Genomic DNA, 14,194 nt, shown 5'->3' with positions numbered 1-14,194 from the left:
GCGGCTGCCTCGGCCTGGGCGCGCGGCCTTGGCGTCCCGTACTGCATCGGCCGGGTAGCGGGCTTGGGGGCGCCCACTGACGGGGTGCGGAACGTAGTCCACGGCGCTGACCCCCCACCGCGAAAGGGTCCTGCTGGCGGACTTGGCGGAGGCTGCTCCGAGGTAGTCGGCCACTTGGTCGATGGTCCAGAGTTCGACGGTCACTCGGCGTGCTCGGTGGCGGTGGCGCGGATGAACTCGGCGGCGTCGTCGGTGATGGTGGTCCAGTGATCCACGGTGAGGTCGAGGGGGTTGTTGGCGAGGAGTCCGGGGCGGTCGGGACGCTGGGAGACAACGACGTTTTCCTCGCCGTCCTCGGCGATGAGCTGGTCGAGGGTGGCGTGGATGAAGTTGTGGGCTTCATCGCGGTTGAGGCCGGTGAGGGTCTGGACCTCGGTGAGGAGGGGGTACGTGGCGATGGTGCGGCCGCCGGTGTGGCTGTAGATGTCGGTGCTCATGGCGTCCTCCAGTAGGTGGTGGCTGCGACACAGATAACTTTGCCGTACATACGGCGAAGTTGCAAGAGGGCGCACCGTGCCGGCCGCATCCGATACAGTCAGGGCATCGGTCCCGCCTTGGCGGGAATGGCTCGACGGTGGCCCAGCTCCGCACAGGCGACTCGTTGTTGGCCCCGCGCTCGCGGGGATGGCCCGTGGCCCTGTTTCACCAGCACGTCGAACCCGCGCTCGCGGGCAGCAGAACGCCCCCGCTCTCCTCCGGGAGGGCGGGGGCGCTTCGTCGTGTCTGGGATCAGGCAGCGGTCGACTCGCCGTCGAGCGCGGCCTTCGCGGCGTCGAGGCTGGCCTGCCACAGCTTGTGGTGCTGCCCGTCCTGCCGGCCCTGCTCCCAGATCGGATGCGCCCGGAGGGCGAGCGCTGCCGTGACGTACTCCTCGCGGGCCGCATCAACGTCGCCGCCCTGCTCGCGCGCCGTCGTCATGGCCCGGTCCGCCCGCAACGCGGCAATGTGCAGGGGCAACAGGTCGTCCGGGAGTTCAGGTGCGTCGGCCATGTGTTCCATCGTAGAAGAGGACCCCGACAGGACGCCGTCACCCCGTTAGGCTGCGGGCATGATTCGTGCGGTGGTTTTCGACATCGGCGAGACGCTGACCAGCGACACGCGTTACTGGGGCGACTGGGCCCGATGGCTGGGTGTCCCCACACACACCATGTCGGCGCTAGTCGGCACCGTACTGGCCGAAGGCCGGGACAACGCGGACGCGATCCGCATCATCCGACCGGGCGCCGACGTCGCCGCAGAGTGGCGGGCACGGCAGGCGGCCGGCCAGAGCGATGCCCTGGACGAGTCCGACCTCTACCCCGACGTCCGTCCAGCGCTGGCTCGGTTGCAAGAGGCAGGCCTTTGGGTCGGGATCGCCGGGAACCAAAACGCGGCGGTCACAGAGCTGCTGCGCGCGCTCAACCTGCCCGCCGACGGCATCGCCACATCGGGTGAGTGGGGGGTGTCCAAGCCGAGCGCCGCCTTCTTTGAGCAGCTGAAGGCGTGGGCCCCAGGCGAGCCCCACGAGATCGTGTACGTCGGCGATCATCCGGCGAACGACGTCGCCCCTGCCCGAGCGGCACGGCTCCGGGCGGCGCACCTTCGCCGCGGCCCGATCGGGCTCACGACCAGCGCGCCGGACGCGGACTGGACGGTGAACTCGCTCACCGAGCTGGCCGACCTGCTCGTAGGCCAGTAGCGGGATCGCCCCGACGGCTGTCCCGCCGGGGCGATTCCGCCCGGCGTCCGCGCGGGCGCCGGTACCGTTCCGAGTGCGACCACGGAACGGAGCCAGACTATGCCCGGAGCGACCGCCGCCGCACTCGGTCAGCGAATCGAAACCGCCCGCCACGCAGCCAGGCTGACGCGCCGCCAGGTGTGCGACGCCTCCGGTGTGAGCCTCAGCATGCTCCGCAAGATGGAGGGCGGCGAGCGCTGGCCATCCGACTCGGTGCTCGATGCCGTGGCCCGAGCAGTTCGGGCCACGCCGGAGGAACTGCTGGACGGCCCTCGTCGCACTGACAGCCGGGTGCATCACGCCATCCCCGAGCTGCAGCGGGTGATCGCCGCGTACGACCTGCCAGACGACGGCCCGGTCCGGCCCCTGCCCCAGCTCGCAGCCGATGTTGATCTGGCAGTCGAGGATCGGGTGCAGTCGCAGTACGCGCGACTCGCCGAGCAGATGCCGCCGCTGCTGGAGGAGCTGCTCCGTGCGGTAGACCAGGCGCGCGGCTCCGACCGTGAGCAGGTAGCCCGCCACCTCGCGCTGGCCATCCGGTCGGCCGACGCGGTGGCCTACAAGTACGGCTACCGCGACCTGTCGGCCAGGTTGGTCGAACTGATGCGGTGGGCCGCCTCGCTCGCCGATGATCCGGCCCTGGAAGCCGCCGCCGCGTACGTCCGCATGGAGACCTACTTCTCCGCCGACCAGCTTGTCCCAGGCCTGCGGTCGCTGCGGGCCGCCGTGGACCGGATGCCAGCACCGACGACGGAGCCGCTTGCGGCTGCAGCCGCCGCACTCCACATGCGAGCAGCGGTCGCAGCTGGCCGAATGCGGCGTCCGGATGAGGCCCGCGAGCACCTCCGTGACGCCGAGGTGCTCGCGGCGCGCGTCCGGGAGCGGCTGTACGACGGCACGGCTGTAGGCCCGGACAGCCTGGAGATCCACCGGCTGGCGGTAGCGGTGGAGATCGGCGAGCACAGGGACTTGCTGGAGGCGGTCGACGCGGCTGCCCGGTGGGCGCCTCCTCGGGATCTGCCTGCGGAGAGGCGGTCGCACTACTACATCGACCTCGGCCGGGCTCAGATGCTGTTGGGCCAGCCTCAGCACGCGAAGGAGAGCCTGCTGGTCGCGCGGCAGATCGCGCCCCAGCATGTGCGCGAGCATGGGCAGGTGCGGGCGGAGCTGTCCACGATGGTTCGGCTCTCGCGCGGCCGGGACGAGCAGCTGCTTCAGTTCGCGCGGTGGGCCAAGGCCGTGTAGGGGTGCCACAGGTTGTGGCACTTTCGGGGGTAGCCGCCAGGGACGCTTAGAGGCGTGACAGGAACACCAACCCCGATCGGAGCCGATCCGGGGTCCATCAGCCCGGCGCGGCTCCATGGGGAAGCGTGCATTAGCTGCGGCTCTCCAGAGCCGCCGCTGGTTGCGGCTGGCCACGTCTACACGGCGACAGGCCAAAGCCATGCCCCGCTTGGGTGGGCTGTCGTTGCGCACCCCACGTGCATCGAGGGCAAGTCGTGACCGCGATCGCAAGCTGGCCACCGCCACCAGGCGCCATTGTGATCCGCGTCGACGTCCGCCCCAGCGGACGGTACGTCAGCGCGGAGTGCCAGCTCGACGCCCACTGGGGATGCCCGGGAGGCATCCGCGACGAGGCCCGCGCCGCCGTTCTCATCTGTCTCTGCCTTGTCCCCGGCTGCGCGTGCAGCCGGCACCTGTCTGGAGGAGCCGAGTGGGCACCGCCGAGCTCGTGAACATCGACCCTCGTGGCCGCCGGCCGCCGCGCCAGGACACTCGCGCCCACGCGGCCGCGACCAGGACCCGAATACTGCTCGACGAACACCGAAGCGACGACGGCCGATGCGTGCGCTGCGACAGCACGTGGCCGTGCACCATCGCGGCGGACGCGATGTACGGGGGTACGTCGTGACGGCGCCGCTGTGGACGGGCCGGTGGGAACCCGAGCCCCGCCGTGCGGGGCCTGTGATCTGGCCCAACCCTGACGATTCAGCAACCGACTGGGACAGAGACACCTGGCCCCGTCCGTGGACTCTGCCCGAACCCATGGGAGACGACGATGATTGAGAGTGACCTGACGGTCGCGGTGGACGGGCACCTGAATGCCGTCACCGCGCCGGCCTTGCAGGCCCTGGAGATCCTCTGGCAGACGGTGCGCGATCTGCCGATCGGCGAGTACCAGCTGGGCGCGATGGAGCGGCTGCTGGGCAGCGGCACCACGTCGGACATGGAGCGGCTGCTGTTCGGCGGTGGCCAGGTTGATTTCCCACTCGTCCTGGCCGACGGTGCTGGGGTGATTGTCCGGGTGTGGCGGGGTGACGGTCTCACCGCTAGCCAGCGAATCGCCGCCCGGTACGTCCCCGAGCAGGTGCAGGCCCCCGGCCGAGGTGTGCCTGGACTGTGGGCCGTGCGGGACACCCAGTCCGGCGAGTTCGTCAGCGAGGAGGGCCAGGTGGTGCACTTCGCGATCGAGGACAGCGCCCGGGGATGGATCGGCCGGCAGGTCAACCTCGCCGGGTACCGCAGCACACGGCACCTCGCGGGCACCGAGTGAGCGCCGCCGGCGGAAAGCCCGTCAAGGACGACTGCCGCGGGTACTGCGTGGTGTGCGGCGACTACGGGCGCGGCACCTACAACGGCCCGCTCAACAGCCACTCGGACACGATCCGCAACCACCGCGGGTGCACTGGCGAACCTGCGGACGGTGTTCGTAGTCGACACCTTCCGGACGGCCTCGGCTCGTGACGCCCCCGCCGCCCACCGAGTAGGCGCACAGCTCCCTGGCCGACCGCATGGCGATGCGGCTGGCCAGGGCCTACTCGTCTCTGAGTAGGCGCCAGGGCGGAACGCCGATCGCCCGCGCAATCGCACTGAGCTGGTCGAGCGTGCCGGCGACGGTGCCGTTCTCGATTCGGCCGATGGTTCGCCGGTCCATCCCCGCATGCTCCCCGAGGTCCTCCTGGCTGAGCCCGGCCTGCCGCCGGAGGGAGAGGACCCGGGCACCGACCTCGCGGCGTACGGCCTGCTGGTAGTCGTTGGGGGTGGTTCGCGGCGGCACCCCTTGACGGTTGCCGCTCCATGATCAAAAGTCTGTACTGGCGCAACGCCATTAATCGCTAACCTGTTCGACCTGACTCCGCCACCCCCACCTCGACCACCTCTCGACTTCCGGAGCCGGCGAGCCCAAGTCGTAACCAAATCCCTGATCATTCGTTCGAATAATCGTCAGACCAATGTGGAAACATCCGCTCAATCCCTGGCATATGCCAACCGTCGCCAACATCGACCAGCCCGCCAAGGACGCCCCACTCGCCACCCGACCCAGGAGGCCCCGTGCCAACTGGCTGCAGACCCCCTCACGCCGCAGCCATCACAACCGCACCTAGCACCATCTGGCCGGCCAGCGGCTCCTTAACCCCGCCATCGCAGGAGACCGAAACCCTCTGGCCAGACAGGACGACAGCACCATGCACCGCCCCGCAGACCTCCACGCCATAATCGACCAGATCCACGTCTCAGCCCTCCAGTACCTCATGACCGGGCACGTGGCCGACTTCCAGCGGATCTTCGGCCCCCTCTTGGACGACGGCGCGCTCGAATCGGACACCTGCCGCGTCTACATCGCCCGCGGCCCAGCGGCCGAACGCGACCAAGTCCTCGCGGCATGCCGGGAAGCGGTCCACGGCAGGGCGCTGGTTACCCGCTGCCCGATCTACGACTCCGACATCATCGTCGTCGCACCGCTGCCGGCCCACGCCGTCACCAGCGGCTGGGACCTGACCGGCCTTCGCCTCAGGACCGTCACAGACCCGCGCCCGGACTGGCACCTCGGCGGCAGCGGAATCTCCACCCTCACCCACACCGCCCAGGCCTACGGCGACGCCTCCAACGCCCTCCTCAGCGCCCGGTACCTGACCGAACGAGCCGCCCTCCACTCGTCTGACATCCGCCTCGTACACATCCTCGGCGGACGCGCCCAGGCCTGGGCCGCAAGCCTCCTCGGACCGCTCCACCACCAGGCCGAGAACCGACGCGACCTGCTGACGGACACCGCCAGCCTCGCCTTGGCCTTCAACCACTCAGCCGTCGCGACGCTACTCGGCACGAGCCGGAGCGTTGTCGCCAACCGGATGAAGCGGATCGGCGAGCTCCTGGACCTGAGCCTGGATTCTTTCCGCGACCGAGCCATCCTCGACCTCGCCCTCGCAGTCGACGCCCGCGCAGACTGCGGGCCGCCGAGCGAGTTCCTGGCGCTCGCCGACCTCCTCAGCACCCCCGACGTCCGCACCTGGGCCGCTTCACTGCTGGGGCGCCTCGACGCCGACAACCGCCCGCTGCGCCGCACCGTGATCGCCTGGTTGGCCCACAACGGCCATGTGACCGCCGCCGCCGAGGCGCTGACGCTCGGAGATGCAACAGTGCGCACCCACCTGAAGGCCGCCGAAGCGCTCCTCCATCGACGGCTCCTCGGGGCTCTGCCAGAGAACGAACCCGAGATGGCCGACCGCGGAGTAGTCGGCAGTGGTGAGGTGTTCCTGGCAGCCGCAGTCCTGGGTGAGGTCGCAGTGTCGGAGTGGCCGATTCCGGGGTTCCGGATGTGAAAGTGCACTGACAATCGATACACATGTTGTGCTCGCCCTGGAAAATCGGTGCACTTTTGCCGTTTCGTGCGCCGGGCGTGCGCCCTACCGTAGACCTCCCGCGCAGGAGATCAACGAATCTCAGCCAGCCTGGAGGCATCGGTGAGCACGCTCGCAGTCCTCGGCAACAACCCCCACACCATCGAGATCACCACCCGCCTCGCCCGCGCCAGCCACACCGTACGCACCCACGGCCTCCCCGCCACTGACGGCATGTCCGCCGCGACGGCGCGGGAGGCCGTGGCCGACGCCATCGTGGTCCTCACCTCATTCGACTCGGCCACCGCCATGTCGGCCGCCATGGCCGATGCGCTGCCCGCGATGGGCGCCGGCACCTACTGGCTCGACCTCAGCCCGGCCGCCCACGACAACACCCACATGATCGCCCGGGCGGCTCAGTGCGGCGTGACGCGCATCGCTGCCCCGCTCGCGGAGCTCCGCGGCGTCCTCATCGCGGCTGTGCCCGCCGTCCTCGACCTCCACAGCCGGCTGGTGTGTGACCCGATCCTTCGCGCCGCCGTCGACCTCGTCATCCGCAGCAGCCGGCCCGAGCTCGGCCTCGTCGGCCTGGAGGCTCAGTTTGGCGATCTCGCGGTTCCCACGTCCTAGGACTACCTGGCTGGCGATCTCGCAATCATGCACCTTGGCCACGCGGCTTAAGCACGGAACCGAAGGGACAGACAAGTGCGCGACCTGAGCCTCACATCCCGTAGCGAGGTGATTGCCACCTACGAGTGGTCGCCAGGCAAGTGCTACCGATGCCGGCGGAGCACTGATCGGACGGCCGTGGTTGGGCGCCTGGTCCAGCAGCAGCGTGACGTGCCGGTTCGCGCGTGCGAGCCATGCACTGTTGACCTGGAGCGTTTGCGTGAGATGGCGGCCGAGCGGTACGGCTGGCCGTATGTCCCCGGGGAGCAATCGCCGTAGAGCCTACGTAGAGTGGAGGCCCTCGTAGGGCCCTCGTAGGGGCCCAGTCGTCACAGTGCGGTAGTACTACATCTCAAAACGTCTCACTGCATCGCAGCAGGTCAAAGCCATTCTGCGCGCTCGGCGTCATGATCAATGACATCGCCCGAGCATGAGGTGGGCATTGCATAGAGTGGTACGGCTACTTCATGCGCCGCCTCGCCGAGCGCCCGGCCAACCTCACCTTCTTCCTGCGCGCCATGGCCACCCGCAACTGACGCGCTGCGCACGACGACACGAACGGCCCGCACCCCTTGTGGAAGGGGGGGTGCGGGCCGTTTCGCGTGTGCGTGTCGCTAGAGGAAGTCCTTGGTGTCCAGCTCGAACTCGAAGGGTGCGGGCATAATGAGCGGCTCACCGAAGGCGGCGAGGTGCACCTCGGTGTATTCCTCGCGGTGCGGCTTGCTGAAGAGGCTGACCTGCGACTTCTCCCGGTCGATGAGGAGGTAGAACGGAATCGCGGCACGGGCGTAGCAGTGGCGCTTGGTGATGCGGTCCTGGTCAGGTTTGCTGGAAGTGACTTCGGCGACCATCGCCACACCGTCCGGCTCCATCCAGGGCGGGGCGCCGCGGAAGAGGCGGAGTTCTCTCGGTGCGAAGGTCGCATCCGGGATGACGTGGTTCTTCGGGCAGAGACCGCCGCTCACCAAGCGGAGGCCCTTCCCACCGGATACCTGCATGTGGACCTTGGATTTGGCTTTCACCTGGTCAATCAGCAGGTCGATGTAGTCCTCGTGATCGCCGTCCGGCGGTGGTGCCACGATGATCTCTCCCTCGATGAGCTCAGCCCGGAAGCCTTCGGGGGAGTGCAGGGTCAGGAAGCTCTCCAGCAGGATGTCGGCCTGCGATGGGGAGACGGAGACCGGTTTCTCATGCGCCACAGCACTCATGATGCCCCTCCTTCGGATGGACGTCACGCTAGTGCGAGCCGATCCGGGTAATGCAGCGCACGGTCGGACTTCACTCGATGGTGTGAGTTTGGGGCCGCGCACAGGATCTCGGTGCTGGTGAACTGCGGTGTTGGGATCGAGGAGTAGACCGAGGAGTAAGTGCCCTACAGCGGGCGGTGCATGACGTGCAGGCCGACGTAGCCGTCCGTGGGGTGGTGGAAGGCCTCGGGGACGGTGCCGACGACTGTGAAGCCGAGGGATTCGTACAGCTTCACGGCGTACTGGTTGTTCGCCACCACCGCGTTGAACTGCATGGCACGGTAGCGCTGTTGGCGGGCCCAGTCGAGGGTGTACTCGACCAGGGCCCGCCCGATGCCCTGCCCGTGGTGGGCCGGGTCGACCATGTAGCTGGCGCTGGCCACGTGCGAGCCGTTGCCCGGGCGGTTGCGGCACATGTTGGCGGTGCCGACGACCGTCCCCGCGTCGTCCACCGCGACCACCGCGCGGTTGGGTGCGGGGAGCAGCCACCACTCCCGGCCGAGCTCGGAGGAGAGGTCCAGCGGGTAGGGGAACGTCTCGCCCGCGGCGACGATGGCGTGGAAGAAGGGCCAGATGGCCGGCCAGTCCTCGGGGGTGGCTTCTCTGATCTGCATGCGCACAGGATCGGCCTCGCGGGGAGGACTCGCTACCGGTTTTCCTCCGACAGGTCGGCGCGGGTGAGGGCGGTGGGCCGGAACAGTGGGTCAGAGCAGGGCGGCGGACGGTTCGATCATCGCGCGGGCGGTCCTGGCGTCGACGTACTCGCCGAGCGCCGTCATCACCCACTCGCCGGAGGTCTGGCGGATCAGCTTGCACATCACCACGCCGGTGCTCGGCTCGGAGTGGGTGAGGTCGAAGCGGACCAGTTCCTGCTCGGTCCGGGCGTCCAGCAGGCGGCAGTAGGCGTTCTGGACCTCGGTGAAGCGCTGGCCGGAGAAGGAGTTGACGACGAAGACCAGGCCGGTGACCTCGGGCGGCAGGCCCTCCAGGTGGACGGTGATCGACTCGTCGTCGCCGGTGCCGTCGCCGGTGAGGTTGTCGCCGGAGTGGGCGATCGCGCCGTTGAAGACGGTGAGCTTCATGAACCAGGCCGTCTCCAGCTTCCGGCGCCCGGCGTCGAACGCGATGCAGGAGGCGTCGAGGTCGATGCTGCGGCCGCGGCCGGCCGGCTCCCAGCCGAGGGCCATCCGGACCGAGGAGAGGAACGGGCGGCCGTTCTTCACCAGGGAGACGGAGCTGCCCTTGACCAGGCTGACGCGGCCCTTGTCCAGGGTGACCTTCGGGGGCGTTGCGGGGGGTGCGGGCGGCATCGCGGGCATCGGGGGAGCGGAGGCGAGGGCTATCCGGGGGTCGACCGGGGCCGTGGGCGGCATCGGCCGGGCGGCGGGCGTGGCGGGGGCGGCCGGGGCGTCGTCCACGGTGACGCCGAAGTCGGTGGCGATGCCCGCGAGGCCGTTGGCGTAGCCCTGGCCGACCGCGCGCACCTTCCAGGCGCCGTTGCGCAGGTAGACCTCGACGACGATGAGGGCGGTCTCGCGGCCGAGCGGTGGCGGGGTGAAGGAGGCCAGGACCTGGCCGGTGTCGGCGTCGCGGACGGTCGCGGTCGGCTCCATCCCGGCGAAGGTGCTGTCCTGGTCGGCGGGGCTGGCGGTGACCACGACCTTGGTGATCCCGGCCGGGACGGCGCGGGTGTCGACGGTGATCGCGTCCGGGGCGCCGGCGCCGGCCGGGCGGTGGCTGACGCCGGGGCCGTGCGGGGCGTTGAAGAAGACGAAGTCGGCGTCCGAGCGCACCTTGCCGGAGTCGGTCAGCAGCAGACCGGAGACGTCCAGCGCCTTGGGCGCGGTGACCTCGACGGTCACCCGCGGGGCGGTCAGCGGTGCGTTGCCGCCTTGGGTCAGGACGGTGGACACGGACTCCTCCTCGGATGCGGAACCACGGCCGTGCGGTGGGCCGGTCGGGCCGCCGTGCCGAGTGCTGCCCACAGTAACGAACGGGATCGGGGGGACGAGCCCGGGTTGTGGGGTGAGCTGTTGTGGTGACGGGCCGTCGGCCCGGTCGGGCGGCTGTCGGGGCGTCGGGTCAGCGGGCGGCCGCGGCGAAGGAGCCGAGGGCGGCGACGGCGCGGGGATGGGTGATGCCGAAGGCGGCGGCGTTCCAGGTCTCCGCTGCGGCCTTGCGCGGTGCCGGGACGGCCGGGCGGGAGCCGCGCACGCCGAAGGTGTAGTGGCCCGGGCGGACGTCGGTGCCGGTCGGGGTGGTGAACCGGTAGACCAGAGTGCCGCGTTCCTGCTGGGCGGTGACGACGGCGCCGGGCAGGTCGGTCCACGCGGTGCCGCTGCCGGGGGCCAACTCGCCCGGGGCGAGCCGGAACTCGGCCTGCAGGGCGGTGACCGGTTCGGTGACGCTGAGGCCGAGCACGTGCCGGGTGCCGTGGCGCCCGAGCGGTGTGACCAGCGCGCTGCCGGTCAGGGGCTGGTCGGCCTCCGGGTCGGCGCCCGCCTCCGGCGCGTTGGCGTCGTCAAGGACGGACGTGGCTGACGGGGCGGCGGGAACGGGCGGGACGGTCGGAAGCTTCGGCGCGAACGGCTCGCCGAGGGACGGCGTGGTTGCGTGCGGCGAGGGCGACGGCTGCCCGGACGGCTGCGGCTGTTGTGCAGGCTGTTGGACGGGCTGCTGCGCTGGCTGCTGGGCCGCCGGAGGTGCCGTCGCCGCCCCGCGGGCCTGGGCGGACGGGTCGTCGGTGGAGGCGAGCCCGGAGGAGTGCCCCGCGTCATGCCCGGCGTCATGCCCCGCGTCGTGTCCGGCGGTGGCCTCGCCGCCCGGCTCGGGCTGGGACTTCCGGGTCGCGGAGGCGTCGGGCGAGGCCGTCCCGGACTTCGGCCCCGCGGGCCGGGTCGCGGACGGCCGTCCGCCGGTCGGGGGAGCGTCCGGGGTCCGCTCGGCGGAGGCCTCGGTCTGCTCGCTGCCGGTCGGGGTGGGCGGCGGGGTGGTGCCGACCCGGGCGACCCCGGCCCGTCGGCCGATGCCCGCCTGCTCGTGGAGGAGCAGGGTGGTGGCGATGCTGATCCCGACGACGGTGGACATGGCCATCGCGGCGCCGGAGAAGCGCAGGGTGGGCAGCCGGAGCCGGCCGCCGAACGGGCGTGGCCGGCCGTGTCGGCCGTGCGGTGCGGGCTCGTGGCACACGTCCCGTACCGCGTCCTTTACCGCGTCCTCGCGCACAGCCATCCGGACCCCTCCCTCCCCGAAGTCGCCGTCGCAGTCGCCGTATTCTCCCATGGGCCGCCGCACCGGGTCCGCGCCGGGAGGGGGTGAGCGTACCAGCGGGCGGCCACGGTTCGGACGGATTCCATCCATTTCGTGGACATCCGTTCGCCGTACGGAAGTTGACGGACCGTCCGACAGTCGCGGGGCGGCCGCCGGTAAGGGGCGTGGCGGCCGGAAGGTGATGATTGCAACCTCCTTGCAACCCTTGCCCGCCCGGCCGGAGGTGGCGCAGGCTGGAGGGCATCCCACGCCGTCCCGGAGAGACCGTCATGCCGCCCGACCCGCTGTCCGCAGCCTCCAGTGCACCCCTCGCCGCCACCCCCACGGGCGGCGATGGGGAAGGCTCCACCGCCGCCCCGGCGGCGGTGGAGGAGGTGCTGACCCTGCGGATCTCGCTGGGCGATGAGGTGGTCGGCGAGGTCCGCACCCGCTTCCGGTTCGAGGCCGCGCGCCCGTACGAGGTGCTGCTGACCTTCCATCTGGGCCGGCCGGACGAGGCCGACTGGGTGTTCTCGCGCGAGCTGCTGCGCGACGGCCTGCGGATGCTGAGCGGGCAGGGCGACGTCAAGCTGTGGCCCGCGTACTGCCCGTGCCACGGCTCGACGTTGCACCTCGCGCTGGAGTCCCCGCACGGCAGCGCCCTGCTGGAGGTCTCCAAGCCCCGGGTGCAGGACTGGCTGGACCGGACCTACGCGCTGGTCTCCGAGGAGGCCGAGCGCGCCTTCGGCCCGACCGACGCCCAGCTGGCGGCGCTGCTCGCCGGCGGCTGAGGCGCCGTCGCGTCCGCCGGGCCGCGTGGGGCGGGCACCGGCGCGCCCGGCAGCCGGACCGTTCCGGCGGCCAGCCCGGCCCGCAGTCGGCGCACGGCCGGGGCCGAGGAGGACGGCAGCAGGTCGTACGGGTCGTCCGGGCCGAGCACGGTGACCAGCACCGACTCGGTGAACCGGTACGGCCGGTGGGCCAGCAGGCCGCCCAGGTAGCGGCGCAGCCGGGACAGTTCGGCGCGGACCGTGACGGTCCTGGCCGGGTCGCCGAACAGGGCGTCGGCGAGCTGCGCGGCGGTGCTGCCGTCGCGCCCGGTGGCGAGCAGGAGCAGCAGCTCGGCGTGGCGCGGACTCAGCGGGTGCGACCAGCCGCCGGCCGCGCCCTGGACGGACAGCTCCGGGCGGTCGGGGCGGCGCAGGTCGAGCCGGAGCCGGGCGCCCTCGGCCTGTTCGGCGGCCGGCGCGCCGGAGCCGTCCTCGTCGGGCGGCCGGACGGGCCGGACCAGCCAGCCGTCCGCGAGCGGTTCGAGGACGCACTCGCCGAGGCCGGGGACCCACTGGACGGCGGTGCCGCCCCAGCCCTCGGCGGGCAGCCGCAGCCGGGTGGGCGGCGGGAGGCCGGCCGCGGCGGCGGTCCAGCCGGCCGCGTCCACGACCAGGGCGGGGCCGGCCACCCGGGCGAGCAGCGGGGCGGCAAGGGTGCGCAGCTGGTGCAGCGACTCCAGCCGGTGGGCGCGCAGTTCGGTCTCGGCGAGCCGGGCGGCGGTGGTGGTGAGCTGGAGCAGGTAGGGGCGGACGCTGTGGGCGGGGCCGCTGAGGTTGATGGCGCCGATCAGCCGTCCGGTGCCGGGGTCGTGGACGGGGGCGGCGACGCAGGTCCAGGAGTGGTGGCTGCGCAGGTAGTGCTCGGCGGAGTGGACCTGCATCGGGCGCTGGGTGCGCAGGGCGACGGCGATGCCGTTGGTGCCGACGCTCTCCTCGGCCCAGCGGGCGCCGACCAGGAAGCCGATCCGGTCGGCGCTGCGGCGCAGGGCGCGTTCGCCCTCCTGCCAGAGCACGTGGCCGTCGGCGTCGGCGATGGCGAGGATCAGCGGGGCCTCGTCGACGGGCTGGACCAGGGTCTCGCGCAGGACCGGCATGACGGCCTGGAGGCCGCTGGCGCGGCGGCGCAGCTCGATCTCGGCGGGGCCGAGGTGGACGGCGGCGGCGCCGGAGTCGGGGTCGAGGCCGAGGCGGCGCAGCCGGGCCCAGGAGTCGCCGATCTCGGGGCGGGGTTCGAGCAGGCCGGTGTCGGCGGGTTCGGGCCGGCCGTCGCGGGCGAGTTCGCGGGCGGCGGCTTCGGCGAGGGTGCGGTCGTGGACCTTGGCCAGTTCGGCCGCGGTCGGCGGGGTTCGACGTTCTGGTCGTCGGGTCTGCCGTCCGGTCTGCCGCACTCGGGTTGCTCCTCGCCGCCGATCGAGGTCGCGCCAGGGCTGACGCACTGACGAAAGAGTACGGGTGCGGTGGGTTTCTGGGGATGGGGTCTGCCAACTCGGCATACCGGGCGATATGAGAGTGGACATGCCAAGTAGCTATGGCTAAAGGGGGCCATGACTGACCCGGCGTCCGACGTGCTGCGGGCCGTCAGCGCTCCGCGCCGGCGCCGCGCTGGGCCGCCTCGACGGTGTGGTGCAGGTCGGCGGTGGCCTCCAGGGTGGCGGCGGTGCTCAGCGCCAGGCAGGCGGCCAGGGCCAGCGCGACCGCGCGGCGCCGGGTGGGGGCGGCTGCCGGGCGGGGCTGGAGCAGGGCAGCGACCCGGCGCGGGACCGGTCCCGAGTGGGCGGCGGCGACCAGCCGGGGCCGGGCGGG

General features: G+C 71.5%; 14 protein-coding genes and 1 pseudogene. 6 read left to right on the top strand and 9 right to left on the bottom strand.

Annotation, left to right across the window (positions count from 1 at the left end):
- Positions 1-200 precede the first annotated feature (200 nt).
- Together KV557_RS09830 and KV557_RS09825 are read right to left on the bottom strand one after the other, a co-directional pair.
- On the bottom strand, positions 201-497 hold the full coding sequence (locus KV557_RS09830) for a hypothetical protein (protein WP_218199419.1): 297 nt from the start codon (positions 495-497) through the stop codon (positions 201-203).
- A gap of 292 nt (positions 498-789) precedes the next feature.
- Entirely contained in the window at positions 790-1,050 is a 261-nt protein-coding gene (locus KV557_RS09825) for a hypothetical protein (RefSeq protein ID WP_218199418.1), read from the bottom strand.
- Between the two features lie 58 nt (positions 1,051-1,108).
- Here KV557_RS09825 and KV557_RS09820 point away from each other — a divergent pair, with 58 nt between their 5' ends.
- The 3 genes from KV557_RS09820 to KV557_RS09810 all read left to right on the top strand — a co-directional run bounded on the left by KV557_RS09820 (position 1,109) and on the right by KV557_RS09810 (position 4,331).
- Complete coding sequence (locus KV557_RS09820; protein ID WP_218199417.1) at positions 1,109-1,738, top strand: HAD family hydrolase; 630 nt, start codon at positions 1,109-1,111, stop codon at positions 1,736-1,738.
- 99 nt (positions 1,739-1,837) lie between these two features.
- Positions 1,838-3,022 (top strand): helix-turn-helix domain-containing protein, encoded by a 1,185-nt coding sequence (locus tag KV557_RS09815; RefSeq protein WP_218199416.1) that lies wholly within the window; start codon positions 1,838-1,840, stop codon positions 3,020-3,022.
- 814 nt (positions 3,023-3,836) lie between these two features.
- Positions 3,837-4,331 carry a hypothetical protein gene (locus KV557_RS09810; RefSeq protein WP_218199415.1) on the top strand — a complete coding sequence of 165 codons (495 nt, stop codon included), beginning with the start codon at positions 3,837-3,839 and terminating at the stop codon, positions 4,329-4,331.
- Positions 4,332-4,592: 261 nt separating this feature from the next.
- Here the strand turns inward: KV557_RS09810 and KV557_RS09805 are convergent, their stop codons facing one another.
- Positions 4,593-4,835, bottom strand: coding sequence for a helix-turn-helix domain-containing protein (locus KV557_RS09805; RefSeq protein WP_218199414.1), 243 nt, complete (start codon positions 4,833-4,835; stop codon positions 4,593-4,595).
- Between the two features lie 409 nt (positions 4,836-5,244).
- Between KV557_RS09805 and KV557_RS09800 the strand changes: the two genes are divergently transcribed.
- Positions 5,245-6,378, top strand: a complete 1,134-nt coding sequence (locus tag KV557_RS09800) for a helix-turn-helix domain-containing protein (RefSeq protein WP_218199413.1) — start codon at positions 5,245-5,247, stop codon at positions 6,376-6,378.
- A gap of 141 nt (positions 6,379-6,519) precedes the next feature.
- Positions 6,520-7,026, top strand: coding sequence for a hypothetical protein (locus KV557_RS09795; RefSeq protein ID WP_218199412.1), 507 nt, complete (start codon positions 6,520-6,522; stop codon positions 7,024-7,026).
- A 653-nt stretch (positions 7,027-7,679) separates the two neighbouring features.
- Here KV557_RS09795 and KV557_RS09790 read toward each other — a convergent pair.
- From KV557_RS09790 to KV557_RS09775, 4 genes are all read right to left on the bottom strand, one after another.
- Positions 7,680-8,273 (bottom strand): Uma2 family endonuclease, encoded by a 594-nt coding sequence (locus KV557_RS09790; RefSeq protein ID WP_218199411.1) that lies wholly within the window; start codon positions 8,271-8,273, stop codon positions 7,680-7,682.
- Positions 8,274-8,437: 164 nt separating this feature from the next.
- On the bottom strand, positions 8,438-8,926 hold the full coding sequence (locus tag KV557_RS09785; RefSeq protein WP_218199410.1) for a GNAT family N-acetyltransferase: 489 nt from the start codon (positions 8,924-8,926) through the stop codon (positions 8,438-8,440).
- Between the two features lie 90 nt (positions 8,927-9,016).
- Entirely contained in the window at positions 9,017-10,225 is a 1,209-nt protein-coding gene (locus KV557_RS09780) for a TerD family protein (RefSeq protein WP_308129832.1), read from the bottom strand.
- A 169-nt stretch (positions 10,226-10,394) separates the two neighbouring features.
- The gene (locus tag KV557_RS09775; RefSeq protein WP_218199409.1) at positions 10,395-11,543 is read right to left on the bottom strand and encodes a hypothetical protein; all 1,149 of its coding nucleotides are present in this window, start codon (positions 11,541-11,543) and stop codon (positions 10,395-10,397) included.
- Positions 11,544-11,851: 308 nt separating this feature from the next.
- Here KV557_RS09775 and KV557_RS09770 point away from each other — a divergent pair, with 308 nt between their 5' ends.
- Positions 11,852-12,352 (top strand): SsgA family sporulation/cell division regulator, encoded by a 501-nt coding sequence (locus KV557_RS09770; protein ID WP_218199408.1) that lies wholly within the window; start codon positions 11,852-11,854, stop codon positions 12,350-12,352.
- On the opposite strand, the gene KV557_RS09765 is transcribed toward KV557_RS09770, so the two are convergent.
- The gene (locus KV557_RS09765; protein ID WP_218199407.1) at positions 12,271-13,779 is read right to left on the bottom strand and encodes a helix-turn-helix domain-containing protein; all 1,509 of its coding nucleotides are present in this window, start codon (positions 13,777-13,779) and stop codon (positions 12,271-12,273) included. The two genes, KV557_RS09770 and KV557_RS09765, sit on opposite strands and share 82 nt — an antisense overlap.
- Before the next feature lie 190 nt (positions 13,780-13,969).
- A pseudogene (locus KV557_RS09760) lies at positions 13,970-14,194 on the bottom strand (M56 family metallopeptidase); the annotation flags it as partial.

The organism is Kitasatospora aureofaciens, assembly GCF_019192735.1.
Lineage (GTDB): Bacteria > Actinomycetota > Actinomycetes > Streptomycetales > Streptomycetaceae > Kitasatospora > Kitasatospora aureofaciens_A.
This window is presented reverse-complemented; position numbering and strand designations above follow the sequence as displayed.

Excerpts from the sequence above, each read along its gene's own strand:
- KV557_RS09830 (WP_218199419.1), bottom strand. The coding sequence starts at position 497 with ATGAGCACCGACATCTACAGCCACACCGGCGGCCGCACCATCGCCACG.
- KV557_RS09825 (WP_218199418.1), bottom strand. The coding sequence starts at position 1,050 with ATGGCCGACGCACCTGAACTCCCGGACGACCTGTTGCCCCTGCACATT.
- KV557_RS09820 (WP_218199417.1), top strand. The coding sequence starts at position 1,109 with ATGATTCGTGCGGTGGTTTTCGACATCGGCGAGACGCTGACCAGCGAC.
- KV557_RS09815 (WP_218199416.1), top strand. The coding sequence starts at position 1,838 with ATGCCCGGAGCGACCGCCGCCGCACTCGGTCAGCGAATCGAAACCGCC.
- KV557_RS09810 (WP_218199415.1), top strand. The coding sequence starts at position 3,837 with ATGATTGAGAGTGACCTGACGGTCGCGGTGGACGGGCACCTGAATGCC.
- KV557_RS09800 (WP_218199413.1), top strand. The coding sequence starts at position 5,245 with ATGCACCGCCCCGCAGACCTCCACGCCATAATCGACCAGATCCACGTC.
- KV557_RS09790 (WP_218199411.1), bottom strand. The coding sequence starts at position 8,273 with ATGAGTGCTGTGGCGCATGAGAAACCGGTCTCCGTCTCCCCATCGCAG.
- KV557_RS09785 (WP_218199410.1), bottom strand. The coding sequence starts at position 8,926 with ATGCAGATCAGAGAAGCCACCCCCGAGGACTGGCCGGCCATCTGGCCC.
- KV557_RS09775 (WP_218199409.1), bottom strand. The coding sequence starts at position 11,543 with ATGGCTGTGCGCGAGGACGCGGTAAAGGACGCGGTACGGGACGTGTGC.
- KV557_RS09770 (WP_218199408.1), top strand. The coding sequence starts at position 11,852 with ATGCCGCCCGACCCGCTGTCCGCAGCCTCCAGTGCACCCCTCGCCGCC.